Here is a 22,579-nt window from a genome sequence, read left to right as displayed (position 1 = left end):
GGCCTCACTCGGCCGTGCGCGCGAACCGCTCGCCGTGGAAGCTGCCTCCTGCGGCCCGATGGGAGGCACCGCTCGCATCGAGGTACGGGGTGATGCCGCCGCGATGGCGGGGGAAGCCCGCGCCGAGGATCAGCGCCAGGTCGATCTGCTCGGGTCGCTCGACCACGCCCTCCTCGAGCATCAGCCCGATCTCCTCGGCGAGGCCGTCGCGGACCCGCTCGAGCAGCGCCTCCCCGACCAGCGGCTCATCGGCCGGCCTGCTCTCCGCGGAGGTCTGCCCGAAGACCTCGGCGACGGTCGGCGAGACGGGCGGGTGGACCTGGGTGCGGCTGCGCTCGGTGAAGTGCGCGCCGCCCTGGGCCATGAGGCTCAGCCCTGCCGAGGCATGGAAGCGGTCGCCGAGCTGCTCGCGGAGCACCTGGCCGACGTGGTCGGCGACGCCGAGGCCCACGAGGTCCAGCAGCGCGAAGGTTCGCATCGGCAGGCCCAGCGGGTCGAGGGAGGCGTCGACATCGGCCGGGTCGGCGCCCGCGTCGAGCGAGGCGAGCACCCCGCCGAGCACCCGGAACAGGAGCCGGTTGACGATGAAGCCGGGGGCGTCGGCGCTGCGCACCGCGAACTTCCGCAGCCGGCGCACCACCTCGAGCCCGGTGGCGAGGGTCGCGGCGTCGGTGGCCTCGGTGTGGATCACCTCGACCAGCGGCATCTTCGCGACGGGGTTGAAGAAGTGCAGGCCCACCACGCGCTCCGGGTGGGCGAGGCCCTCGGCCATCGCCGCGACGGAGAGCGAGGAGGTGTTCGTGACGAGCAGGGCGTCCGGGGAGAGCACGCCCTCGAGCTCGGCGAAGACGGAGCGCTTGATGGCGAGCACCTCGGGCACCGCCTCGAGCACGAGGTCGCAGCCGGCGAGCTCCTGCAGGTCGGTGGTGGCCGAGAGCCCGGCGGAGACGGCCTCGGCGGTCGCCGCGTCGATCCGGCCGTGCGCGGCGGTCTGGGCGACGACCTTGCGGGCGGCGGCGAGGCCCTTCTCCGCGATCGCCTCGTCGAGGTCGCGCATCACGACCGGGACCTGCAGGCCGAGGGCGAGCTGGGCGGCGATCTGCGAGGCCATCAGGCCCGCCCCGGCCACGCCCACGCGGCGCAGCTCGCGGGCGCCCTCGACGGGGGTGCGGCCGGGCTTGCCGCGGCGCAGCAGCTCGGCGGCGTAGAGCGAGGCGGAGGCGGCGTCGGAGCGGACCAGCTCGGCGAGCGCCTCGGCCTCGCGGTCGAGGGCCTCGCGGAGGGTGCTGCCGGGCAGGGTCTGGAGGAGGGCGAGGGCGCGGCCGACGGCGGGGGCGCCCTGCGCCTCGAGCCGGGCGGCCCGGGCGCGGCGCGATTCGACCGGCGAGTGCGCAGCGTCGAGGGCGTCGAGCAGGGCCTCGGCCTCGGGGCTGCCGGTCGCGGGCAGCGGCGCGGTGCGGCCGGGCCAGGCGCCCCGGGCGGCGGGGCCCGCCGAGCCGTCGGCGGCGGGACCCGGCTCGTCGGCCGTCTCCTCGTCCCGGTGCGCGGCGGCGAGGGCGGCGAACTGCTCGAGCGCCTCGTCGAGATCGGCGGCGAGCGCGTCGACCAGTCCGATCTCGAGGGCCGCCGGCGCGCTCAGCTGCAGGTCGCGCGCGGGATCCTCGAGGATCATGCGGACCGCGATCTCGGGGTCGACGACGCTCTGCAGGAGGGTGGTGCCGCCCCAGCCGGGCAGGATCCCGAGGCCCGTCTCGGGCAGGCCGAGGGCGCGCACGCCGGGGGCGGCGGTGCGCACGTCGGCCATCAGCGCGACCTCGAGGCCGCCGCCGAGCGCGGTGCCGTTGAGGTGCGCGAGGATCGGGACGGGGCTCTGCCGCACGCGGATCTGGAGGTCGTGCGCGGCGCGGGTCATCGTCTCGACGTTCGCGGCCGCGGTGGGGTCGGCGAACATCGACAGGTCGGCACCGGCGAGGAAGGTGCGGCCGGTGCCGGTGAGGGCGATCGCGGCGATCTCACCGGCCTCCGCCCGGTCCAGCGCCTCGGAGATCGCGCCGGTCACGGCCTCGATGGAGCGGGGGCCGAGAGTCGCCGGGCGCGACTCCTCCCCCTCCGGCGGGGCGATGGTGAGGACGGCGACGGTGCCCAGCCCGGGATGGTCGCGGTCCTCGCGCAGGACGCGGGTGACGTGCTCGGTGTAGCTGCTCATGCGGGAAGCCTTTCGCGGACTCGTCGTCGAGATCTCGGGCGTCGCGGACAGTGTCTGGTACCGCGAGTTGCAGATAGATCATGCCTCAGTCCGCGGCGGGGTGTCCACCGGGCGCCGGGCGCCGCGCGGCGCTCCCCCGCTCAGGGGGCGGCGTAGTAGAGCATCTCCCCGTCGAAGGTCTGGGCGCCGAGACGGAGTTCCTCCAGCTCGTCCTCGGCGACGATGAACAGACTGGTGAAGCGGGCACTCTCGCCGTCGCGCAGCTTGGGGGCGGAGCGCATCGGATCGGCGACGAGTCCCACCGCGACGTCCTGGTAATAGGTGCGGTCGGTCTCCGCGGTCAGCCACAGCTCCTCGACCGGGGCGAAGGCGCCCGGGCCCTCATAGTGCGCCTCGTAGGTGACCGAGACGAGGCGGTAGCCCTCCTGGATCACGTCCTCGCCGGCGGCCGCGGGGAGGGTCGCCTCGGGGTCCACCTCGAGCGCGGTCACGGAGAGCGTGCCATCGGTCCAGGTGGGCCAGCTGAAGGTGTGCTCGCCGACCTCGCCCGGGGAGTCGTACCCCCCGGTGCCGTCGGTGAGCTCGCGCTCCTGCGCATCGGTCACCGTCCCCGCGTCAGGGGGTCCGGCCTGGCCCGTGGGGGTGGCGGGGGTCGTGCGGGGCGCGGCGGGGCCTGTGGGCGCGGCACCCGGATCCGCGGCGACCGGGTCGGAGTCCGGTCCGACGAGGTCGAGCGCCCCGCGCAGGGCGAGGCCGCCGATGATCAGCACGGCGGCGGCCTGCAGGGCGACAATCCCGATCAGTGTGGCGCGGCGGGATCGGCGGGCGCGGCGCTCGGGGTCGTCCTCCGGATCGCCCGCGTCGTCCCAGCCGAAGAGCGGGGCGTCGCGGGGCTCGCTCGGGAGCTCGCGCGGCAGGGCGTCGGGGTCGGGGCGGCCGAGAGCGGAGGGATCGAAGCCCTCCTCGGTCCCCGAGCGGGCGGAGGCCACAGGTGCCAGGGGAACCGCCGGTTCCGGCGCCGGGTCGGGAGCCGGGACGGGTGCCCAGGGCGCGGGGTCCGACGGCGTGGTGATCGGGACCGGGCCTTCGGCGCGTCGGTCCGGGAGCGAGATCGGCACCGGGTCCGACGGGGTCGAGGACTCGGCCCAGTCGTACCCGGAGGAGCGGTCCCGCGGCGATGACATGGTCACGAGGATAGGGGGCGGCGATAACGATCGCCGCCCCCTGTCCTGCGCGGGTCACTGGTCCGGGAAGCGGGAGAAGTGGTACCAGCGACCGTCGTAGGCGTCGCTCGAGGGGCCCGGCTGCGCGGTCGCGGACCAGAAGCCCTCGATCTCCTCGGTGGTGATCTCGGTGATGTCGTACAGCGGGGTCAGGACGAGGTAGGCGATGCCTCAGGAGAGCTCGAGCGGCTCCGAGGAGATGGTCCTCGACCAGCTCGACCGGAGGCGGGCGGGCCAGCGGGCGCCGCCGTCTGAGGCGGTGGTCGGATCGTCCCCGCCGCCGTCGCTGACCTGCTCGGCAGCGGTGGGATCACCACCCGCCGCCGTGCTCACCGAGCAGGAGGGGCGCACGCACGCGGTCTACACCACGGTCTACCCGACCGCGGAGGGGCTGCAGCAGGTGCTCGACATGGGCGTCGAGGAGGCGCGCGGTCCTCGATCGACCAGATCGACGACGCGCTCGGCTGAGTCGCAGCTCAGGCCCCGCCGCTCAGGCGGCCTCGACCCACTGGCCGTCCTCGAGCTCGGGGGCGAAGTTCGAGAGGACGAAGTACCCGCCCTCGGCGGCATCCTCGGGCACGAGGTACGCCCACTGCCACTGGAGGCTGCCGCCCGCAGGCACCTCGTCGGAGTCCTCATAGATCGGGACCACCACGGGCTCGGCTTCATGGACGGTGCCGTCCTCCTCGACGTAGTGCACCGCGATCCCCCCGGCGATACCGAGGTCCTCCTCAGCATGGTTCTCGAGGGTGGCCGTGACCATGATGTACCGGCTGCCAGCGGGGGCCGGCTCGTTGTACATGTTGGCGGCGGCGATCTCGTCCCCGGCATCCCAGTCCACCGCGTCCAGCGTCACCACGACCTCGCCCGAGACGTCGCGGGGCGTGAACAGCAGCGGGGTGCCGAAGGGCTGAGCCTCGTCCTCACCGAAGGCCTCGACCGGACCGGCGGGCGTCGCGCTCGTCTCCTCGCCGTCCCCCTGGTCGCCGCGGGACATCACGGCCCCGATGCCGAAGTATCCGCCGACCCCCACCACCAGGATGATCATGAGCATCAGGCAGCCGAAGGCGGCGAGGCGACCGGCGTTCCCGCCGGGACTCGGGGAGCCGCCGGGAGCGGCGGGGGCGGTGGACGGAACGGGGTGGGTCATGAGCGGTGACGGCGCGGGGCCGGCTCCCTTCGCAGCGGCGGAGGCGTCGGCCGACGGAGTGCGGGCGACACGGCGCCCCATCCCATCACACGCTCGCGCCCGCGACGGGCGCGAGGGAGCGTGCGGGAGTAAGTTGCCCGTCGGCCCTCATCGCACGCACCCCGGGAGCAGACCATGACCGACCCCTCCGCCCCGCTCGTCGATCCGCCCGGCGCCGCCGTGCTCGACTCCCCCGCCTGGTCCTCCCTGACCGGGGCGCATGCGCATCTCGCGGAGGGCAACGAGCTGGTCCTGCGGTATCCGGAGGACGTCTCCCCGATGGTGGGCGTGCGGGACTGGGAGCACCCGGAGGTCTGGGACGCGCTGATCGACGTGTTCGGGCACGACGCGCGAGTGATGGTCTCCCATGCCGACCCGCTGCTGCCGACGGGCTGGTTGCCCGTGTTCTCGATCCCCGGCGTGCAGCTGGTGGAGACCGACGCGCTGGCCACCCGCCCCTTCGAGGAGGCCGAGGAGCTCGGCGCGGAGGACGCCGAGGAGATGCTCGCCCTGGTGCGGCGCACCGAGCCGGGCCCCTTCCTGCCGCGCACCCACGAGATGGGCCGCTACCTCGGGGTGCGCCGCGAGGGGCGGCTCGTGGCGATGGCTGGCGAGCGCCTGCACCCGGCGGGCTGGACGGAGATCAGCGCGGTCGCGGTCGACGCCGAACACCGTCGGCAGGGCCTCGCCTCGCGCCTGGTGCTTGACGTGGCGCACGGGATCCGCGCACGGGGCGATCGGGCGATGCTGCACGCCTCGGCCTCGAACACGGGAGCGATCGCGGCGTATCAGCATCTGGGCTTCGCCCTGCGGCGGACCCTCTCCTTCGGAGCCGTCCGCACCCCCTGACCTGCGCACTTCCCGAACGACTCGCGTGATTCGCCTCACGTGGGCCGACGCGGCTCGACTAATTAGTTCCACTCCACTAATAATCTCCTCCAGCAGTCGCCGCCGGGACCCAGGGCCGGAGTCGACAGCAGGGACCGCAGACGGCGGCCCCGGGGCCGCGCGCCCTGCGACGAAGGAGTCCCATGACCACCCAGACCCCGCCCCCGGCCTTCACGGACGACGGCACGATCGACTACGCGGGCAGCCCGAACCTCATCGGCCCGACGCTGCCCATCCCCCACCTCGGCATCAAGCCCGACGCCAAGAAGCCGGCCTGGTTCATCGGCTCGGTGGCCCTGGGCCAGTTCGGCCTGTTCCTCGCCCTGCTGGCGCCGGTGATGGTGTCGCTGCAGCTCAAGGTCGCGACCCTCACCGACAACCCCGCCGAGCAGGCCGCGATGCTCGGCCTCGTCATCCCGCCGGGGGCGCTCGCCGCGGTCATCTTCAACGCCGTCGGCGGCCGGATCTCCGACCGCACCATCGGCCGCTTCGGCCGTCGTCGGCCGTGGATGATCATCGGCGTGCTGGGCCTGGTGGCCTCGCTGCTGGTGATCGCGCTCGGCACGAACGCCCTGGTGCTCGCGATCGGCTGGTTCCTCGCCCAGGCCTTCGCCAACACGGGCTTCTCGGCTTACACCGCCTCCCTCGCCGACCAGCTCTCCGAGGAGCAGTACGGCAAGACCTCGGGCATCGTCGGCATCGCGCAGAACGTCGCCGTCATGGCCGCGACCTGGATGGGCTCCTTCTTCACCACGAACATGCTGCTGCTGTTCATGGTCCCGGCGGTGCTCGGCGCGCTCGCCTTCATCATCTACGCGCTGTCGGTCCCCGAGCCGACGCTCAAGAAGAACAAGTACCCCTTCAACCTGCGCGAGCTGCTCTCTACTTTCTGGACCAACCCGATCCGCTACCCGGACTTCGGGCTGGCCTGGTGGGGCCGCTTCATGATCATCTTCGCGTCCTACCTGTTCACGACCTTCCGCCTGCTCTACATGGAGAATCACCTCGGGCTCACCACGGCGGACGCCGCCGCGGCGGTCGCGATCGGCGTGACCCTCTACACCGTCGCCTCGATGGTCTCGAGCCTCGCCGCGGGCTGGCTCTCGGACCGCCTCGGGCGCCGCAAGGTGATCGTCGCCGCGGCGATCCTGATCTTCGGCATCGGCACCTACCTGCTGCTGCACGCGGACACCGTGGGCATGTTCTACCTGGTCGAGATCGTCCTGGGCCTCTCCTACGGCGCGTACATCGCGGTGGACCTCGCGCTCGTCTTCGAGGTGCTCCCCGACCGCATGAACACCGGCAAGGACCTGGGCGTGTTCAACATGGCCAACGCCCTCCCGCAGTCCCTCGCCCCGGGCGTCGGCGGCTTCCTGCTGGCCTCGCTGGGAGGCGGCACGGACTTCACGGCCCTGCTCGTGGTCGCCCTCGTGGCGGCCGTGCTGGGCGCCGTGCTCACGATGTTCATCCGCGGCGTGAAATAGTGGGTCCACATCATTGATGCGACACCGGGTCGACCTCATGGTCGGCCCGGCGTCGCCGCAGAGCCGGGGGCGAGGACGCCCCGACGGACGAGGAGAGACCGATGAGCCAGGGGACAGCGCTGTCGCCGCCGCGGCGGGGCCGCGGCCGGCCCAAGGGGCAGGACTCGACGGTCGTGCGCAACGCGGTGCTGCATGCCGCGGTCGAGCTGATCGGCACGCAGGGGTACGCCGCCACCTCGATGGCGCAGATCGCCGAGGCGGCGGGCATCTCCCCCTCGGGACTCGCCCATCACTTCCCCTCCAAGCGGGCACTGCTGGGGGCGGTGCTCGCCCGTCGCGACGAGGTCGACGCCGATCCCGCGGACCACCTCGGGGAGATCCCCTGGCGCGCCTTCGACCACCTCGTCGAGGTGGCCGGGATGAACATGCAGCGCCGCCAGATGGTGGCCCTGTACATGACCATGGTGAGCGAGGCGGTACCGCCCGAGCATCCGGCGCACGAGTGGATGCGCCGGCACTACCGCTCGGTGGTCGAGAACCTCATGGAGGGCCTCCGACTGGACCAGGAGAACGGGGCGGTGCGCGAGGACGCCCCGCGCGAGGTGATCGCCCGGCAGATGGTCGCGCTGATGGACGGACTCCAGGTGCAGTGGCTGATCGACGAGTCCCTCGACATGCAGGTGCTGCTGCGCGAGCAGGTCGACTCGCTCAAGGCGCGCTGGGGCACGAGAAGCTGCGGAGTCGGCCCACATCCCGTCTCGAGAGTTAGGCAAGCCTTGCCTGAGTAGCTCGGTCGCGTCTACGGTGTCGGACACCCCGCCGGGCCCGTCCCGGCTCCCGCCGTCCGAGGAGCACCGTGGACACCCTCACCCCTCGCCATCTCCTGATCGGGGACGAGCAGGACCTCCCCCTGCTGCGCCTGCTGCTGAGCGGCTTCCCCTGGGACTCCGTCGGCGAGCTGGTGATCGAGCTGCCCGCCCGGCGTCACCCGCTCATCGCGGTTCCGCCCGGCATCGCCCAGCACGTCGTGGTCACCGCCCCGCACGAGCCCCGCGGCCTGCGGGCCTGCACGGCGCTCGACGCCTGGGTCTCCGAATGGGTGCTCGGGGAGCGCGCGAGCGCCGAGGGCCACGCGATCTTCCTCGGCATGGCGGGGAATGCGCTGGTCGAGAGCCGCTGCGACGCGCTGCTCGCCCGGCATCCGCGCCTGCACATGCACCGGCCGAGCCCCGCCGGCGCGCTCCCCTGAGAGCGCGGTCTCCGCACCGACGGGGCCGACGCGCCTGCCGGCTCGGTCCCGATCCGGCGCCGGCGCTCAGGCGCGGTGGGTCGGGCCGAGCCGCCAGGCCGCCTCGAGCGCGCCGCTGACCCGCACCCGCTCCCCGGCCGACGGGTAGAGCCGATGGGTGCGCGGCACGGCGGCGTCCGGGATCAGCTCGAGCAGGCTGCCGTCGAGCAGCACCGTGGCCGGGCCGTCGTCGACCGCGAGCACCTCCCGGGCCGAGCCGTCGGCCGCGAGGATCTCCACCCGCAGCGCCCCGCCCGTGCGCACCTCGAGCCGGACCGGCGCCTCCCGGACGACCGCGCCGATCGACGTGCCGTCGTCGGCCGGGCCCGCACCATCGGCTGGACCCGCACCGTCGGCCGGGCCGGCACCGTCGGTCACGCCGGCGATCGCGAGCTCCTCGCGGCGCAGCGCCTCGAGCTCGGCGGGGACCCGGGCGAGGAGCCGGTCCCCGTCGAGCCGAAGCTCGCGCGGGAAGGTCAGCGCACCGGCCCAGCCCTGCGCGTCGGCCTGCTCGGCGGTGCGCTCCCCGCCCTCCCACGACCAGCCCCACAGCAGCACACGGTCGCCGTCGACGACGGCCTGCGGGGCGTAGACGTCGGGGCCGAGGTCGACGCGACCGCCGCTGCGGGCGGTGAACACGGGGTGCCCCTCGGGGCCGATCTCGAGCGCACCCACGACGTGGTCGACGCGGTGCGCGGGCCCGGAAGCCTCGGGCCCGGCCCAGGTCGAGAGCATCAGCACCCACTCCTCCCCCAGACGCACCAGCTGCGGGCACTCCCACAGCACCGCGGGGGCGTGCGCCGCCGCGACGGGGTCGCGGCCGGTGAGGAGCAGGCCCAGGTACTCCCAGTGCTCGAGGTCGTCGGCGGCGAAGAGGAAGACGACGGGGATCTGCTCCTCCCCCTCGCGGACCGCGCCGCTCTGGATCGCCCAGCGCCGGCCGCCGAGCTCGACCAGGAACGGGTCGCGGATCGCGACGAGCCCCGCGACCGGCGGCACGTCGGCCGCGAGGACCGAGCGGGTGACGGCCTGGAGATCCGCGTCGGTACGGGCGACGATCACACGGGAGTGGTCGTCCCTCTCGCCGTCGACCCCGGAATAGACGAGGGTGGGGACACCCGACGGGTCGGTGCTGCGGTCCACGAGGCCGACGCCGCTCCAGCAGCCGCCGCGGTCCGCCTCCCCGGGGCGCGGCACGGGCCCGTGCGGCTCGACCTGCCAGGTGACGAGGTCCGGGGAGGACATGTGGCCCCAGAGGATCTGGCCGTGGCGGGCGGAGTGCGGGTTGTGCTGGAAGTAGACGTGCCAGCGGCCGTCGTGGCGGAGGATCCCGTTGGGGTCGTTGAGCCAGCCGCGCTCGTGCACGCGGTGCAGGGCGGGGAAGTGCGGATCGGAGCCGTACAGATCGGAGCCGTGCGGGGCGGGCTGATCCGGGGCGTGCGGGGCGGGGTGCGCGGTCATCATCGTCCTTCGCGGGGCCGGGTCGGCGGCATACGGTCCGGCCGACGGGGGTCCGCTCCAGTCTGGGGGCGGGTTTCCCACGTGGCAAGAGTGAGGGGCGATGGGCAGTCCTCCCCGTGGGCAGGGCGGCGTGACCGCCCTACAGTGGGAGCAGGCCGCAGGTCAGGGGTTGGCGCGGCACGCTCACGGGGGACGGGGGACGATCATGGTCCAGGCGGAAGGCGCCCCCGAGGGATGGGGCGCGGATCTCGCCCCCGGGCCCGAGGAGGGGCAGCGGGTGCTCGAGGCGCCCGAGGTCGCCGCGGCGCTCCAGGGGATCAACGGCGTGCTGCTCGACCAGGACCGGATCGGCTGCGGCGGCGCGACCGCGGAGCTCACGCTGACCCGCGGCGGCGAGCCCTCCACAGTCCGGGAGTTCCCGGTCTGCCCCGGCCAGAGCACGGAGGAACTGGTCGAGGCGCTGCGGGGGCTGTGAGCGGGGGCCGGATTACGCGAAAGTCGCGTCGGAGTGCGGAGCCGCTCGGGAGGTGCCAGGCACGCACGACGGTGTCGTAGACGGCATGCCGAGAGCATCAGAGTCGACCTGCCCCGCGGGGAGGTCTCGTGAGGGCCTCGTGAAGCGTCGTTCGGCCGGCTCAGTCGCACAGGTATCTTCCCTGGTAGGAGCGACGAACCGTGATCAGCGCTCATGACCTCAGGGGGCCTGATTCATGGATTTCGACGGCGGACGTCTGAGCACCGGCTGGAAGGTCGCGTTCGCTCTCGCGGCAACCCTGACGGTCGTCGCCGTGGTAGCCGTGGCGCTCGGCGCGCGATGGTACTTCTGGGGGCCCGGGCTGACCGTTGAAGATCTGGTGGCGGGTCCCCCGGCCTTCAGCGAGACGACCGACGTCACCTCGGAGTACTGCGCCCAGGAGATCAGCTGCGTGGAGGCCTGGGAAACCCCGTACGGCACCTACATGCGCTTTGACTCCATGGCGGAAGCCACGCACTGGGCGACGATCTTCGGCGGCGACGGCGCGCAATGGAAGAAGTTCGTCCTGGATACGCGCGGTCATGACCTCAGCGATGACGAACGCATGACCGCAGTGCAGATCCTCCTGCTGTACGACGGCGTCTGACGGCGCGGCGACTGAGCACCCGCTCCGCCGCCGCGCCGCAGTCGGCTGCTGGCCGCCGACAGCCAACCCGTCGGCCGCCCCGCGGCCCACGGGCTCACGCGAACGCGCTGGCCCCCGTGATCGCTCGACCCACGATGAGGGACTGCATGGTGTCGGTGCCCTCGTAGGTGTGGAGGGCCTCGAGGTCGCTGCGGTGGCGTACCACGCGGTTCTCGAGCAGGATCCCGGAGCCGCCGAGGAGGTCGCGGGCGTTCGCGGCGATCTCGCGGGCGGCGCGGGTGTTGTGCACCTTGGCGAGCGAGGCCTGCTCCGGCCGGATGGTGCCCGCGGCCTCGAGGTCCGCGAGGCGGCGGCAGTGCAGCTGCATCGAGGTGAGGGTCTGCAGCATGTCGGCGAGCCGCACCTGGACGTGCTGGGCCTTGGCGAGCGGACGGCCGAACTGGATCCGGGTCGTCGCGTGCTCGAGCGCCGCCTCGTAACAGGCGGTCGCGTGGCCGAGCGCGCCCCAGGCCACACCCGCGCGGGTCGCGAACAGCACACGGGAGGTGTCCTTGAAGGAGCGGGCTCCGGGCAGGCGCTGATCCAGCGGCACCCGCACATCCGTGAGGGTGATGTGGGCCTGATGGATGGCGCGCAGCGCGACCTTGCCGCGGATCACCTCCGCCTCGTAGCCGGGCAGGGACTGGTCCACCAGGAATCCGCTGACCTGGCCGTGGAGGGCGGGGTCATCTGCGTCATCGATGCGCGCCCACACCACGGAGAGGTGGCAGCCGGCGCCGTTGCCGATCCAGCGCTTCTCCCCGGAGAGCACCCAGCTGTCGCCGTCGCGGCGGGCGACGGTCTCGAGCGAGACCGAGTCCGACCCGTGGTCGGGCTCGGTGAGGGCGAAGGCGGCGTGCTCGGTGCCGCGGGCGAGGGAGTCGCCCCAGCGCTCCTTCTGCTCCTCGGAGCCGAGCAGCATGATCGAGCGCAGCGCGAGCCCGCCCTGCACGCCCACCATGGTGCCGACGCTGCCGTCGATCCGGGACAGCTCCATGTTCACCAGGCCCGTCGCGAGCGGACTGAGCACCCGGTGACCGGGGACGTCGAGGCCGTCGGTGAGCAGGTCGAGCGCGCCGAGGCGGGCGATCAGCTCGATCGGGTACTCGCCGCGGTCCCACCAGTCGTTGATGCGCGGCAGGATCTCACCGGCGAGCGAGCGGGCATCCGCCCAGGCCCGCAGGTCCTCGCCCGCGACGTCCTGGAACAGGCCGTAGTGGTCGGCGGTGGTGGGCAGGAGCTCCGCGGGGGTCGCGGCCGACGCATCGGGCGCGGAGACCACGGCGCGACCGGTGACCACGGACTCGTGATGGTCCTGCTCGGGAGCGCCGGGGTTGCCGCCGAGGGAGATGTGGCCGGGCGCCGGGGCGTCCCAGCCGCTCGAGCCGGGACCGGTGGAGGTGTCGTTGCTGGTCATCACTTGATCCTCTCGAGGATGAGGGCCATGCCCTGACCGCCGCCGACGCACAGGGTGACGAGGCCGTAGCGGCCGTCGCGCTCCTGCAGCCCGTGGATCAGGGTCGTGGTCAGGCGGGCGCCGGTGGAGCCCCAGGGGTGGCCGAGGGCGATCGCGCCCCCATGGACGTTGAGCCTCTCGTGGTCGATGCCGAGGTCCTCCGCGGCGGGCAGGACCTGCGCGGCGAAGGCTTCGTTGAACTCGACGAGGTCGATGTCGTCGATCGTGAGGTCGGCGAGCGCGAGCGCCTTCCGGGTCGCCTCGACGGGGCCGAGGCCCATGATCTCGGGACTGAGCCCGGAGACTCCGGTCGCGACGACGCGGGCGAGCGGGGTGATGCCGAGCTCCTCCGCGTACCCACGCTCCAGGACGATCAGCGCGGCGGCGCCGTCGTTGAGCGGGCAGCAGTTGCCGGCGGTGACGGTGCCGCCCGGGCGGAACACCGGATCGAGGGCGGAGACCGCCTCGAGGGTGACTCCCGCACGCGGAGAGTCGTCCGCGTCGACGATGGTGCCGTCAGCGAGGGTGACCGGAGTGATGTCGCGGGCGAAGAAGCCCGCCTCCCGCGCGGCCTCGGCGCGGTTCTGGGAGCGGACGGCGAACTCGTCCTGCGCCGCGCGGGTCACGCCGCGCAGCTCGGCGACGTTCTCCGCGGTCTGGCCCATGGTGATGTACGCGTCGGGCAGCTCGCCGTCCTCGCGCGGATCGTGCCAGGGGGCGGGGATCTCGCGGGTGGCGCGCTTCTCGGTCCGCTCCCAGGCCTGCCGGAACAGCGGGTCGCGGGCGTCCTCCTCCATCAGCTTGCCGGTGCTGGACGAGATCGACTCGACGCCCGCGGAGATCACGGCGCGCGCCTCGCCGGAGACGATCGCGTGGAAGGCGGAGCGGGTGGTCTCGACCGAGGAGGCGCAGAAGCGGGTGACGGTCGCGCCGGGCACGGTGTCCAGGCCGAGGCGGACGGCGACGGTGCGGGCGAGGTTCCCGCCCTGGTACCCCTCGGGGATCGCGCAGCCGAGCTGCAGGTCGTCGATCGTGGCGGGATCGAGCTGGGGCACCTGGTCGAGCGCGGCGCGGATCATCTGGGCGGCGAGGTCGTCCGGTCGGACGTCCTTCAGCGACCCCTTGCGGGCCCGCCCGATCGGGGAGCGGGCGACGGCGACGATGACGGCTTCGGGCACGAGTCCTCCTGTGACGACGGTGTCTGCGGGCGGGTGCGGGAGCGTGGCGCGACCGCGGCGTCGGGCCCCGTGGGGTCCCCCGGTCGACGCCGGCTCCCGGCCAGCGTAAGTGATACTACGGGTTGCAGATACCTCGTGGGAAGCTCGGCCGACGGGTTCCCGTCGGTCGCACGACCGTCGTCGCCCGTCGGCCCCCGGCTCATCCGGGCGTATCCCGCCGCCGTGTCCGGCCCTCAGCCCCCGAGCAGGACGGAGTCCGCGGTCAACGCTCGGCACCGCTCGGACAGCGTGATGCCCAGCCCCGGACGGTCCGGGACCAGCATCCGGCCGCCCGTCGTCTCGAGCCGCTCCTCGAACAGCGGGTCGAGCCAGTCGAAGTGCTCGACCCAGGGCTCGCGCGGGTAGGCGGCGGCGAGGTGCAGGTGGATCTCCATCGCGAAGTGCGGGGCGAGCTGCAGGCCGGCGTGGTCGGCGAGGGTCGCGAGCTTCAGGAACTGCGTGATGCCACCGACGCGCGGCGCGTCCGGCTGGATGATGTCGCAGGCTCGGGCGTCGATCAGCCGCACGTGTTCGGCGACGGAGGCGAGCATCTCGCCGGTCGCGATCGGAGTGTCGAGGGCGTCGGCGAGCTGCCGATGACCTTCGACGTCGTAGGCGTCCAGCGGCTCCTCGATCCACACCAGATCGAACTGCTCGAGCCAGCGGCCCATCCGCAGGGCCGTCGGCCGATCCCACTGCTGATTGGCATCGACCATCAGCGGGGCGTCCGCGCCGATGGTCTCGCGGACCGCCTCGACCCGAGCGCGGTCCACGGCGGCGTCGGGGTGGCCGACCTTGATCTTGATGCCGCCGATGCCGGAGGCCAGTGAGCGTGCGGCGTTCTCGCGCACCTCCTCGAGCGGCGCGGAGAGGAAGCCGCCGGAAGTGTTGTAGGTGCGGACCGAGTCGCGGTGGGCACCGATCAGCTTCGCGAGCGGGAGGTCAGCACGCTTGGCCTTCAGGTCCCACAGCGCGACGTCGAGGGCGGCGAGCGCCTGGGTCGCGAGCCCCGAGCGGCCGACGCTCGCCCCGGCCCACAGCAGCCGCTCGTACAGGCGCGGGATGTCCGCGGGGTCCTCGCCGATCAGCAGGCCGGCGACCTCCTTCGCGTGCGCGTACTGGGCGGGTCCGCCGGCACGCTTGGAGTAGGAGAAGCCGATCCCCTCGAGGCCCAGCGCGGTGGCGATCTCGGCGAACAGCAGCACCACCTCGGTCATCGGCTTCTGCCGACCGGTGAGGACCTTCGCATCGCTGATCGCGGTGGGCAGCGGCAGCACCACGCTCGAGAGGCGGACGGAACGGATGGTGTCGGCGCTCATGCGCGCTCCTCCTCGGCGGTGGCGGTGGTCGGGGTGGCGGGCGAGCCGTCGACGGCGTCGGCGGTGCCCGCGAGGGTGACACCGGCGAGCCGCTCGTGATGGGTGACCAGCACGGAGTGGTCGTCGCGACCGTGGCCGGCGGCGGTGAGGGCGGTCATCATCTCGCGCACCGCGGCGGTCAGCGGCAGGGCCGCGCCCGACCCGTGCCCGGTGGCGAGCGCGTTGTCGAGGTCCTTGATGTGCAGGTCGATGCGGAAGCCGGGCGCGAAGTCGGCACCGAGCATCTTCTGCGCCTTCTGCTCGAGCACGGCGGAGCCGGCGAGCCCGCCGCGGATCGCGTCGAGGACGGCCTCCGGGTCGACCCCAGCGGTGCGGGCGAGGACGGCGGCCTCGCCGAGCACCGCGATGTTGACCGCGACGATCGCCTGGTTGGCGAGCTTCGCGATGTTGCCGGCGCCGACGGGGCCGACGTGCGTGATCGAGCGACTCACCGCCTCGAGCACGGGGCGAGCCCGCTCGAGGTCGCTCTCGGCACCGCCGACCATCACGGCGAGCGTGCCGGCGATCGCCGCGGGCTCCCCACCGGAGACGGGGGCGTCGAGCAGCGTCGCGCCGCGGTCGGCGAGGGCCTCGGCGACAGCCCGGCTGGTCGCGGGGGCGATCGAGCTCATGTCCACGAGCAGGGCGCCCTCGCGGATCCCGCGGAGCAGGCCGTCCTCGCCGTGCACGACGGTCTCGACGTCGGGTCCGTCGGGCAGCATCGTGAGGATCAGGTCGGCGCGGGCGGCGATCTCGGCGGGGCTCGCGGCGGCGGTCGCGCCGTCGGCGACGAGCTCGTCGACCGCGGCGCGGGAGCGGTTGTGGACCACGAGCTCGTGGCCGGCGGCGAGCAGGTTGCGGGCCATGGGCTTGCCCATGATGCCCAGGCCGATGAATCCGATGGTCATGGTGGGGGTCCTTCCGGGTCAGAGGTCGTGCGGGGACAGGGGTCGCTGAGGATCAGAGGGCGTCGAGCGCGGTGACCACGCGCTCGAGGTCGGCGCGCAGGTCGGGGTCGATCTCGCGGGCGGGGGCGACGGCGAACCCGGCCTCGACCCCCAGGATCCGCAGGCCCTCCTTGAGGACCAGCGGGAAGGTCGCCCGGGGCACCAGCTCGCGCAGCGGGACGAGCGCCTCCTGCAGGCGGCGGGCGGTCTCGAGGTCCCCGGCGCGGAAAGCGTCGTAGATCCCGGCGACGACGCGGGGGGCGACGTTCGCGGTGGTCGCGATGGCGCCGTCGGCTCCCGCCTCGAGCGCGGGCAGGATCAGGGTGTCCCGGCCCATCAGCACCGAGAAGCCCTCGGGCCGTTCGGCGAGGATCGTGCGGACGCGGTCCAGGTCGCCCGCGGAATCCTTGAGCCCGACGATGCCGTCGATGCCGGCGAGCTCGAGCACGGTCGGGATCTCGAGCTGCACGTGGGTGCGCGGCGGGTTGTCGTAGAGCAGGACGGGCAGGGTGGTGCTCCCGGCGATCTCGCGGAAGTGCTCGATCAGCTCGGTCTGCGTGGGGGTCATGAAGTACGGCGTGAGCACGGAGAGTCCCGCGACCCCGCCCACCTCCTCGACCATCCGGGCGGTGCGCACGCATTCGCGGGTGGAGATCTCGCCGGCCCCGGCGAGGACGGGCACGCGCCCGGCCGTGTGCTCGACGGCGATCTCGACCACGCGACGCTTCTGCGCGGCGTCGAGGCCGTAGATCTCCCCGCTGCTGCCGAGCACGAAGACGCCGTGCACGCCGCGGTCGATGGTGTGGTCGAGGACCTGGCGCAGGCCGTCCTCGAGCAGCTCGCCGTCACGGTCGAGGGGCGTGACGAGGGCGGGGATGATGCCGTGGACGGGGGACGCGGGGCCGGCGGGGCTCGTGCCGTCGGTGGGTGTCATGGCTGCTCCGATGCAGGAAGGCGACCGCCCAAGATTCACATATGTGGACACGCGAGCACAAGAGTGTCTCGGAATCCGCTTGCCCGAACGTCGTCCTCCCACCGGACGCCGTCTATCCTCAGCCCATGACCAGCACCGAGCCGGGCCCCTCCCCCGCCGCCGGGGCGCGCGAGGTGAAGTCCGCTGCCCGCACCATCGAGCTGCTCGAGCACCTCGCGGCCCGGCAGGGCACCCTCACGCGGCTGCGCGAGATCGCCGACGCCCTCGGCTGGCCCCGCTCCTCGACCCACGCTCTGCTCCAGACCCTCGTGACCAGCGGCTGGGTGCAGACCGACCCCACCGGCACCTTCTACTCGGTCGGGATCCGGGCCCTGCTCGCCGGCACCAGCTACCTCGACCGGGACCCGCGGGTGCGCCTGGTCCACCCGATCCTCGCCGACCTCTCCGCCATCCTCGGGGAGACGGTGCACCTCGCCCGGCTCGACCGCGACCAGGTGGTCTACCTCGACACCGTCGAGTCGCACGAGTATGCGCGGGTCATGCCGCGCGTCGGCCGACGCCTGCCCGCCGTGCACACCGCGCTGGGACGGGCGATCCTCGCCGCCAACCCGTCGGCCGTGCCGGAGCGGATGCCGCCGCCGCTGACCCGCTTCTCCCTCACCGACCACGCCGCGCTCGCGGCGGAGCTCGCCGCGACCGCCGAGCGCGGCTACGCCGTCGAGGAGCAGGAGAACACCGTGGGTCTGCGCTGCTACGGGTTCGCGCTGCGCTACGACCGTGAGGTGATCGACGCGATCAGCTGCTCGGTGCCGCTGCCGCGCCACTCCGCCGAGCACGAGGCGGAGATCCTCGCGGCGATGTCGGCGGCGCGGGCACGCATCGAGGAGTCCGCGCCCGTCGCCGCCCCGCCCGCGCCGTGACCAGGGAGAGGAACGTGCTGGTCACCACACGTTCCGTGCGCAACACCGGTGCCCAGCGGCGACCTCGGCGGCGCTACGCTCCGGCACCATGAACGATGCTTCCGCCGAACCGGTCATGTCCTTCCGCACCCGCAAGTGGGTGCGCCCCGAGGACCTCAACGCGAACGGCACGCTGTTCGGCGGCAGCCTGCTGCGCTGGATCGACGAGGAGGCCGCCGTGTACGCGATCATCCAGCTCGGGCAGCAGCGCGTCGTCACGAAGTACATGTCCGAGATCGTCTTCGTCTCCTCCGCCCGCGAAGGCGACATCGTGGAGATCGGCCTCGTCGCCACCGCCTTCGGCCGCTCCTCGCTCACGATGCGCGCGGAGGCCCGCAACCTGTTCACGCAGAAGAGCATCCTCACGATCGAGGAGATGGTGTTCGTGCACGTCGACGAGCAGGGCCGCCCCGCTCCCCACGGCTTCACCGAGATCACCTACGACCGGGACCGGGTCCCGGCCAGTCACCGCGCCTCCGAGGCGGAGGGGACGTCGGCCCGGTCGTGAGCGCCTTCCGGCACCCCTTCCACCGCACCGCTCATCGTCGGTAGTTTCAGGTGATGGCACCGATGAGCACAGCCAGTCACCCCGAGGACCTCCGCGCCGTACTCCGTTCCGCACTCGAGGCCGGGGAGAACAGCGGCGAGGCGGAGCACTTCGACGTCGATGCCTTCATCGCCGGCAAGATCGCCGAGACCGACTCGGACCCGGGCGGAGGGCGGAAACCCTCGCTCCACCTGTGAGCAGGCAGGCGACAGCCGCGAGGGCTCACCCCGCCTCTCCGCCGCCGTCGCGGAAGGTCGCGCGGTAGGCCGTCGGGGAGGTCCCGACGATCACGCCGAAGTGCCGCCGCAGGTTCGTGTCCGTGCCCAGCCCCGTGGCCTGCGCGATCCGGGTGACGGTGAGGTCGGTGGCCTCGAGGAGCTCGCGGGCGCGGTCGATGCGGGCACGCAGCACCCACTGCAGCGGGGTGAGGCCGGCGTCGGCCGTGAAGCGCCGCGAGAAGGTGCGCGGGGAGACGTTCGCGCGCCGGGCGAGGGCCGCGAGGGTGAGGTCGCCGTCAAGGTGCTCGAGGGCCCAGGCTCGGGTGCGGGCGAAGTCGTCGCCGAGGGGCTCGGGGATGGAGCGGGGGACGTACTGCGCCTGCCCGCCGCTGCGATACGGGGCGCTGACCAGGCGCCGCGCGACCTGGTTGGCGAGGGCGACGCCGTGGTCGCGCCGGACGAGGTGCAGGCACAGGTCGATGCCGCTCGCGGCGCCCGCGCTCGTGAGCACCTGGCCGGCGTCGACGAAGAGTACGTCGCCGTCGACCTCGACCTGCGGGTACCGCTCCTGGAGCACGTGCGTGTAGTGCCAGTGGGTGGTGGCGCGCCGGCCGTCCAGCAGCCCGGCGGCGGCGAGGGTGAAGGCTCCGGTGGAGATCGCGGCGATGCGGGTGCCGCGGTCGTGGGCGGCGCGGAGGGCCGCGATCACGGCGGGCGGGGTGGTGACCGCGGCGGGGTCACGGAACCCGGGGACGAGGATCGTCCCGGCCCGCTCGAGGACGTCGAGCCCGTGGCCGACGGCGTAGGCGAGGCCGTTCCAGCCCTCGACGGTGCCGGGCCGCTCCGCGCAGACCTGCACCTCGTAGGGCATGCCGGGCCGCTTCGCGAAGACGTGCGCGGCGATGCCGACGTCGAGCGCCTTCGCGCCGTCCAGCACGAGCACCGCCACCCGGTGGTCGGCACCGGTCACGGGCGGCCGACGATCAGGCGCAGGGACCCGGCGAAGGCGGGGAGGGTGCGCAGGTCCCCGTGCCGGGCGTCCCAGGTCCCGGAGTCGAGGTCCGCGCGCAGGGTGCGCACGAAGCGCTCCTCGACCTCCGCGCCGACGAAGCTCCACGCGGAGTTCGCGCGCCGCGCCCCGGGATCCAGCAGCATCTCCGGGCGCCCGTAGTACGCCTCGGAGAAGCCGTCGACGCAGGCGAGCGGGATGGGCAGCTCGTGCACCTCGACGCTCCCGCCGAGGCCGTCCCGCAGCGCGGAAATCGCGGGATAGCGGCCGGCCTCCGTGGCGATCACCTCGGGGGCGTACTCGGCGATCCACGAGCGGTCCAGGGCCGCGGGATCGCAGGTGAGGATCACGACGGGGCCGCGGGCCACGCGCCGTAGCTCCGCGAGGCCGCCGCGCAGGTCCTGCCACTGGTGCACGGTGAACGAGGCGAGGGCGGCGTCGACGGTGAGGTCCTCGAAGGGGAGCTGCTCGGCGACCGCGTCGATCACCGGGGCGGAGCCCGCGGGCCGCTGCGCGCGCATCGCGGCACTCGGCTCGACAGCGGTGACCTCGAGATGGTCCGGCTCGTACGACCCGGCGCCCGCGCCGACGTTGACGAGGGTGCGCGCCGGCCCGAGCGCCTCCCGGATCGCCGCGGCGAAGGCCGGCTCGGGGCGGCGGTAGCGGGAGTAGCCGGGGCCGATCCGTCCGTAGTCCGCGTCTCCGGCGCTGCCGTCGAGGGTCGGGCCGGGGGTCGCGCTGCGTTCGAGGTCCATGACGCCATCCCACTACGGCTCCCCGCCATGCACCATGTGCCGCGCGGACGTCGGTCGCACGGATCGCGCCAGTGCTCGGCCGGGAGCGGCAGAGGTCACGCCACGTCCCGGCGGTCCGCCCGCCACGGCAGGAACAGCCTGGAGGGGATCAGTCCGTCGGCGCGTCGGGCGGGAGCATCCGCCAGGATCCCTCCGCGTGGTCGAGGCGGAACGACGCTCCGCCGACGAGATCGCTCTCGAGCCGGTACGGGTCGCCGTCGCTCGGCAGCCCGGTGCGGCCGGGGGCCACGCCGCCGAGGGTCGCGATGATCGCGCCGCCGTGGATGACGACGAGCACGGTCTCCCCTCCGTGCGAGCGGGCGAGGTCCTCGAGGACGGGCATGACCCGCTGCACGATCTCGCGGCCGCTCTCACCGCCGAGGATCCTCGCGTCGAGGTCACCGGCCAGCCAGCCGAGCAGCGTCCGGCCGACGGAGAGGACGTCGAACGGCTCGTCCCCCTGCTCGTACTCGTGCAGTCCGGGGCGCGTCCCCGGCTCGAGCCCGAGCGCGTGCGCGACGATCCCTGCTGTCTCCCGTGCGCGGGAGAGCTCCGAGCTGACGACGGCGGTGACGCGCTCGTCCCGTATCCGCGCCGCCAGTGCGCGCGCCTGCTCCTGCCCGAGCTCGGTGAGGACCCCTCCACGGGTCTCCTCCGTCGCAGGGATCGGATAGGCGGCCTCGCCGTGCCGGGCGAGGATGATCCGGGTCCGCCGCTGGTCGCCGTCCATCACGTCAGCGTACTGACGGGTGCCCGGTTCCTGTTCCCGTCGGGGCGGTCTCCGGCTCCAGATCTACGCTCGGAGCTCCCTGACGTGGACGCGCAGGACCTCCGGCACCGCGTCCGCGCCCGCCACCGACGCGATGCGGATGTCGCGGAGATGCGTGAAGCCGGTCTTCTCGGCCACGCGGGAGGAGGCCGGATTGCGGGTGTCCGCCCGGATCACGGCGCGGTGGCCGACGCCGGCCTCGAGGTTCTCCGCGCTGAGGTGCTCGACCGCGCGCACGGCCACGCCACGACCGCGCACCTCGGCGGCGACGCCGTACGCCACGTTGACGTCACCGGGCTCGAGGCCGTCGGTCGCGTCGGGGTCGTAGTCGACCGTCCCCACGCAGCGGCCGTCGAGCCAGATCGCGGCGACGGCGCCCCCCGAGGTGGACGCGTCTCCGTCCGGGATCAGACCGCGGTGCCACGCCCTCGCCCCGCCAGGCGGACGCGGCGCCCGCACCCCGCGGCGGAGGGTGGGGTCCATGAGCACCTCACGCATCGCCACCAGCCGCACCGGCACCCGCGACCCGGGCGCCCCGATCCTCTACCGCCCCCTCCCCGACGCCTACGGCGAGGCCGAGCTGCTGCGCGCCGTGCGCCGAGCCCGTCGCCGGGCCGAGGCCGCGGGAGCGGACCCCTCGCTCGTCGAGATCGACGTCGACGCGGTCCGCCCACCGCAGCGCTCCGGCCGGAGCCATCGCCCCGCGGCGCGGCGCACCCCGGGGCTCGGCCCCCTCCTGCGGCCCCGCCACCGGCACGCCTAGGATCGCAGGCATGACCAGCGCCTCGGATCGCCTCGCGGGAGACCGCCTCGACTACCTCGCCGGTGCCCTCGCCGACGACGCCCCCGCCGATCCTTTCGCCCTGTTCTCCCGCTGGATGGACGAGGCCCTCGCCCGCCGCGACGCTCACGGCGACCTCCACGACCCGACCGCCGCCGTCCTCTCCACGGTGGCGCTGGACGCGGACGGCGCCCCGCGGCCCCGCTCCCGCACCGTGCTGCTCAAGGGCCTCGACGCGCGCGGCGCGGTGGTCTACACGAACCTCGACTCGGACAAAGGCCGCGAGATGGCCGCGACCCCGCGGGCCGCTCTGCTGCTGCCCTGGTACGCGCTGCAACGGCAGGTGCGGATCGAGGGCCCCGTCGGCCCGGTCCCCGCAGAGGAGTCCGATGCCTACTGGGCGAGCCGACCGCGCGGCTCCCAGCTCGGCGCCTGGGCCTCCCGGCAGTCCCGCGAGATCGACTCCCGCGAGCGGCTCGAGGCGCAGTACGCCGAGGCCGAGACGCGGTTCGCGGGGCAGGAGGTGCCGCGCCCGGAGTTCTGGGGCGGGCTGCGCCTGCGCCCCGAGCGGATCGAGTTCTGGCAGGGTCGCGCGCACCGGGTCCATGACCGGCTGGTCTACGAGGCGGCGGCCGACGGCGCCTGGCGGCGCAGCCGGCTGCAGCCCTGACCGCGGACCGCACCGAGCGGT

Annotated in this window: 25 protein-coding genes; 11 read left to right on the top strand and 14 right to left on the bottom strand. The window is 73.7% G+C overall.

Annotated elements, in window-relative coordinates; all coding sequences use genetic code 11:
• Positions 1-4: 4 nt before the first annotated feature.
• From ACZCAH_RS09015 to ACZCAH_RS09000, 4 genes are all read right to left on the bottom strand, one after another.
• The gene (locus ACZCAH_RS09015; protein WP_464340747.1) at positions 5-2,206 is read right to left on the bottom strand and encodes a 3-hydroxyacyl-CoA dehydrogenase NAD-binding domain-containing protein; all 2,202 of its coding nucleotides are present in this window, start codon (positions 2,204-2,206) and stop codon (positions 5-7) included.
• A 140-nt stretch (positions 2,207-2,346) separates the two neighbouring features.
• Positions 2,347-3,390 (bottom strand): hypothetical protein, encoded by a 1,044-nt coding sequence (locus ACZCAH_RS09010; RefSeq protein WP_464340746.1) that lies wholly within the window; start codon positions 3,388-3,390, stop codon positions 2,347-2,349.
• Between the two features lie 210 nt (positions 3,391-3,600).
• Complete coding sequence (locus ACZCAH_RS09005; protein WP_464340745.1) at positions 3,601-3,780, bottom strand: hypothetical protein; 180 nt, start codon at positions 3,778-3,780, stop codon at positions 3,601-3,603.
• A 139-nt stretch (positions 3,781-3,919) separates the two neighbouring features.
• A complete protein-coding gene (locus ACZCAH_RS09000) occupies positions 3,920-4,579 on the bottom strand; it encodes a hypothetical protein (RefSeq protein WP_464340744.1) in 660 nt (219 codons plus the stop codon).
• 174 nt (positions 4,580-4,753) lie between these two features.
• Here ACZCAH_RS09000 and ACZCAH_RS08995 point away from each other — a divergent pair, with 174 nt between their 5' ends.
• From ACZCAH_RS08995 to ACZCAH_RS08980, 4 genes are all read left to right on the top strand, one after another.
• On the top strand, positions 4,754-5,467 hold the full coding sequence (locus ACZCAH_RS08995) for a GNAT family N-acetyltransferase (RefSeq protein WP_464340743.1): 714 nt from the start codon (positions 4,754-4,756) through the stop codon (positions 5,465-5,467).
• 182 nt (positions 5,468-5,649) lie between these two features.
• Positions 5,650-6,990, top strand: coding sequence for an MFS transporter (locus ACZCAH_RS08990; RefSeq protein ID WP_464340742.1), 1,341 nt, complete (start codon positions 5,650-5,652; stop codon positions 6,988-6,990).
• A gap of 101 nt (positions 6,991-7,091) precedes the next feature.
• Positions 7,092-7,778 (top strand): TetR/AcrR family transcriptional regulator, encoded by a 687-nt coding sequence (locus tag ACZCAH_RS08985; protein WP_464340741.1) that lies wholly within the window; start codon positions 7,092-7,094, stop codon positions 7,776-7,778.
• 68 nt (positions 7,779-7,846) lie between these two features.
• The gene (locus tag ACZCAH_RS08980; protein WP_464340740.1) at positions 7,847-8,239 is read left to right on the top strand and encodes a hypothetical protein; all 393 of its coding nucleotides are present in this window, start codon (positions 7,847-7,849) and stop codon (positions 8,237-8,239) included.
• A gap of 66 nt (positions 8,240-8,305) precedes the next feature.
• Here ACZCAH_RS08980 and ACZCAH_RS08975 read toward each other — a convergent pair whose 3' ends face one another.
• Positions 8,306-9,739, bottom strand: a complete 1,434-nt coding sequence (locus ACZCAH_RS08975; protein ID WP_464340739.1) for a glycoside hydrolase family 32 protein — start codon at positions 9,737-9,739, stop codon at positions 8,306-8,308.
• A 205-nt stretch (positions 9,740-9,944) separates the two neighbouring features.
• On the opposite strand from ACZCAH_RS08975, the gene ACZCAH_RS08970 reads away from it, so the two are divergent.
• Together ACZCAH_RS08970 and ACZCAH_RS08965 are read left to right on the top strand one after the other, a co-directional pair.
• The gene (locus ACZCAH_RS08970) at positions 9,945-10,214 is read left to right on the top strand and encodes a hypothetical protein (RefSeq protein ID WP_464340738.1); all 270 of its coding nucleotides are present in this window, start codon (positions 9,945-9,947) and stop codon (positions 10,212-10,214) included.
• Positions 10,215-10,449: 235 nt separating this feature from the next.
• Positions 10,450-10,860 carry a hypothetical protein gene (locus tag ACZCAH_RS08965; protein ID WP_464340737.1) on the top strand — a complete coding sequence of 137 codons (411 nt, stop codon included), beginning with the start codon at positions 10,450-10,452 and terminating at the stop codon, positions 10,858-10,860.
• A 94-nt stretch (positions 10,861-10,954) separates the two neighbouring features.
• On the opposite strand, the gene ACZCAH_RS08960 is transcribed toward ACZCAH_RS08965, so the two are convergent.
• From ACZCAH_RS08960 to ACZCAH_RS08940, 5 genes are all read right to left on the bottom strand, one after another.
• Positions 10,955-12,316: an acyl-CoA dehydrogenase family protein gene (locus ACZCAH_RS08960; protein ID WP_464340736.1), complete on the bottom strand. Its 1,362-nt coding sequence runs from the start codon at positions 12,314-12,316 to the stop codon at positions 10,955-10,957.
• Positions 12,316-13,533 (bottom strand): acetyl-CoA C-acetyltransferase, encoded by a 1,218-nt coding sequence (locus ACZCAH_RS08955; RefSeq protein ID WP_464340735.1) that lies wholly within the window; start codon positions 13,531-13,533, stop codon positions 12,316-12,318. Before ACZCAH_RS08955 ends, ACZCAH_RS08960 begins: the two co-directional genes overlap by 1 nt.
• Positions 13,534-13,766: 233 nt before the next feature.
• Positions 13,767-14,891, bottom strand: a complete 1,125-nt coding sequence (locus ACZCAH_RS08950) for an L-talarate/galactarate dehydratase (RefSeq protein WP_464340734.1) — start codon at positions 14,889-14,891, stop codon at positions 13,767-13,769.
• Positions 14,888-15,838: a 2-hydroxy-3-oxopropionate reductase gene (gene garR, locus ACZCAH_RS08945; protein WP_464340733.1), complete on the bottom strand. Its 951-nt coding sequence runs from the start codon at positions 15,836-15,838 to the stop codon at positions 14,888-14,890. The genes ACZCAH_RS08950 and garR overlap by 4 nt, the downstream gene beginning before the upstream one ends.
• 52 nt (positions 15,839-15,890) lie before the next feature.
• Positions 15,891-16,811 (bottom strand): dihydrodipicolinate synthase family protein, encoded by a 921-nt coding sequence (locus ACZCAH_RS08940; protein ID WP_464340732.1) that lies wholly within the window; start codon positions 16,809-16,811, stop codon positions 15,891-15,893.
• Between the two features lie 125 nt (positions 16,812-16,936).
• Here ACZCAH_RS08940 and ACZCAH_RS08935 point away from each other — a divergent pair, with 125 nt between their 5' ends.
• The 3 genes from ACZCAH_RS08935 to ACZCAH_RS08925 all read left to right on the top strand — a co-directional run bounded on the left by ACZCAH_RS08935 (position 16,937) and on the right by ACZCAH_RS08925 (position 18,514).
• Entirely contained in the window at positions 16,937-17,731 is a 795-nt protein-coding gene (locus tag ACZCAH_RS08935; RefSeq protein ID WP_464340731.1) for an IclR family transcriptional regulator, read from the top strand.
• An 88-nt stretch (positions 17,732-17,819) separates the two neighbouring features.
• Positions 17,820-18,278: an acyl-CoA thioesterase gene (locus tag ACZCAH_RS08930; RefSeq protein WP_464340730.1), complete on the top strand. Its 459-nt coding sequence runs from the start codon at positions 17,820-17,822 to the stop codon at positions 18,276-18,278.
• Positions 18,279-18,340: 62 nt separating this feature from the next.
• Positions 18,341-18,514, top strand: a complete 174-nt coding sequence (locus ACZCAH_RS08925) for a type II toxin-antitoxin system ParD family antitoxin (RefSeq protein WP_464340729.1) — start codon at positions 18,341-18,343, stop codon at positions 18,512-18,514.
• A gap of 25 nt (positions 18,515-18,539) precedes the next feature.
• Here the strand turns inward: ACZCAH_RS08925 and ACZCAH_RS08920 are convergent, their stop codons facing one another.
• From ACZCAH_RS08920 to ACZCAH_RS08905, 4 genes are all read right to left on the bottom strand, one after another.
• Positions 18,540-19,505 (bottom strand): DJ-1/PfpI family protein, encoded by a 966-nt coding sequence (locus ACZCAH_RS08920; protein WP_464340728.1) that lies wholly within the window; start codon positions 19,503-19,505, stop codon positions 18,540-18,542.
• Positions 19,502-20,299 (bottom strand): class I SAM-dependent methyltransferase, encoded by a 798-nt coding sequence (locus ACZCAH_RS08915; RefSeq protein WP_464340727.1) that lies wholly within the window; start codon positions 20,297-20,299, stop codon positions 19,502-19,504. The genes ACZCAH_RS08920 and ACZCAH_RS08915 overlap by 4 nt, the downstream gene beginning before the upstream one ends.
• Positions 20,300-20,447: 148 nt before the next feature.
• The gene (locus ACZCAH_RS08910) at positions 20,448-21,068 is read right to left on the bottom strand and encodes a histidine phosphatase family protein (RefSeq protein ID WP_464340726.1); all 621 of its coding nucleotides are present in this window, start codon (positions 21,066-21,068) and stop codon (positions 20,448-20,450) included.
• A gap of 63 nt (positions 21,069-21,131) precedes the next feature.
• On the bottom strand, positions 21,132-21,590 hold the full coding sequence (locus ACZCAH_RS08905; RefSeq protein ID WP_464340725.1) for a GNAT family N-acetyltransferase: 459 nt from the start codon (positions 21,588-21,590) through the stop codon (positions 21,132-21,134).
• Here ACZCAH_RS08905 and ACZCAH_RS08900 point away from each other — a divergent pair.
• Both ACZCAH_RS08900 and pdxH read left to right on the top strand, forming a co-directional pair.
• Positions 21,589-21,870, top strand: coding sequence for a hypothetical protein (locus ACZCAH_RS08900; protein WP_464340724.1), 282 nt, complete (start codon positions 21,589-21,591; stop codon positions 21,868-21,870). The two genes, ACZCAH_RS08905 and ACZCAH_RS08900, sit on opposite strands and share 2 nt — an antisense overlap.
• 10 nt (positions 21,871-21,880) lie before the next feature.
• Positions 21,881-22,558 (top strand): pyridoxamine 5'-phosphate oxidase, encoded by a 678-nt coding sequence (gene pdxH / locus ACZCAH_RS08895; RefSeq protein ID WP_464340723.1) that lies wholly within the window; start codon positions 21,881-21,883, stop codon positions 22,556-22,558.
• Positions 22,559-22,579 lie beyond the last annotated feature (21 nt).

The sequence above is a fragment of the Brachybacterium sp. B718/18 genome, assembly GCF_055454375.1.
Note: the sequence above shows the minus strand (reverse complement) of the source record. Positions and strands in the feature narration are given on the sequence as shown.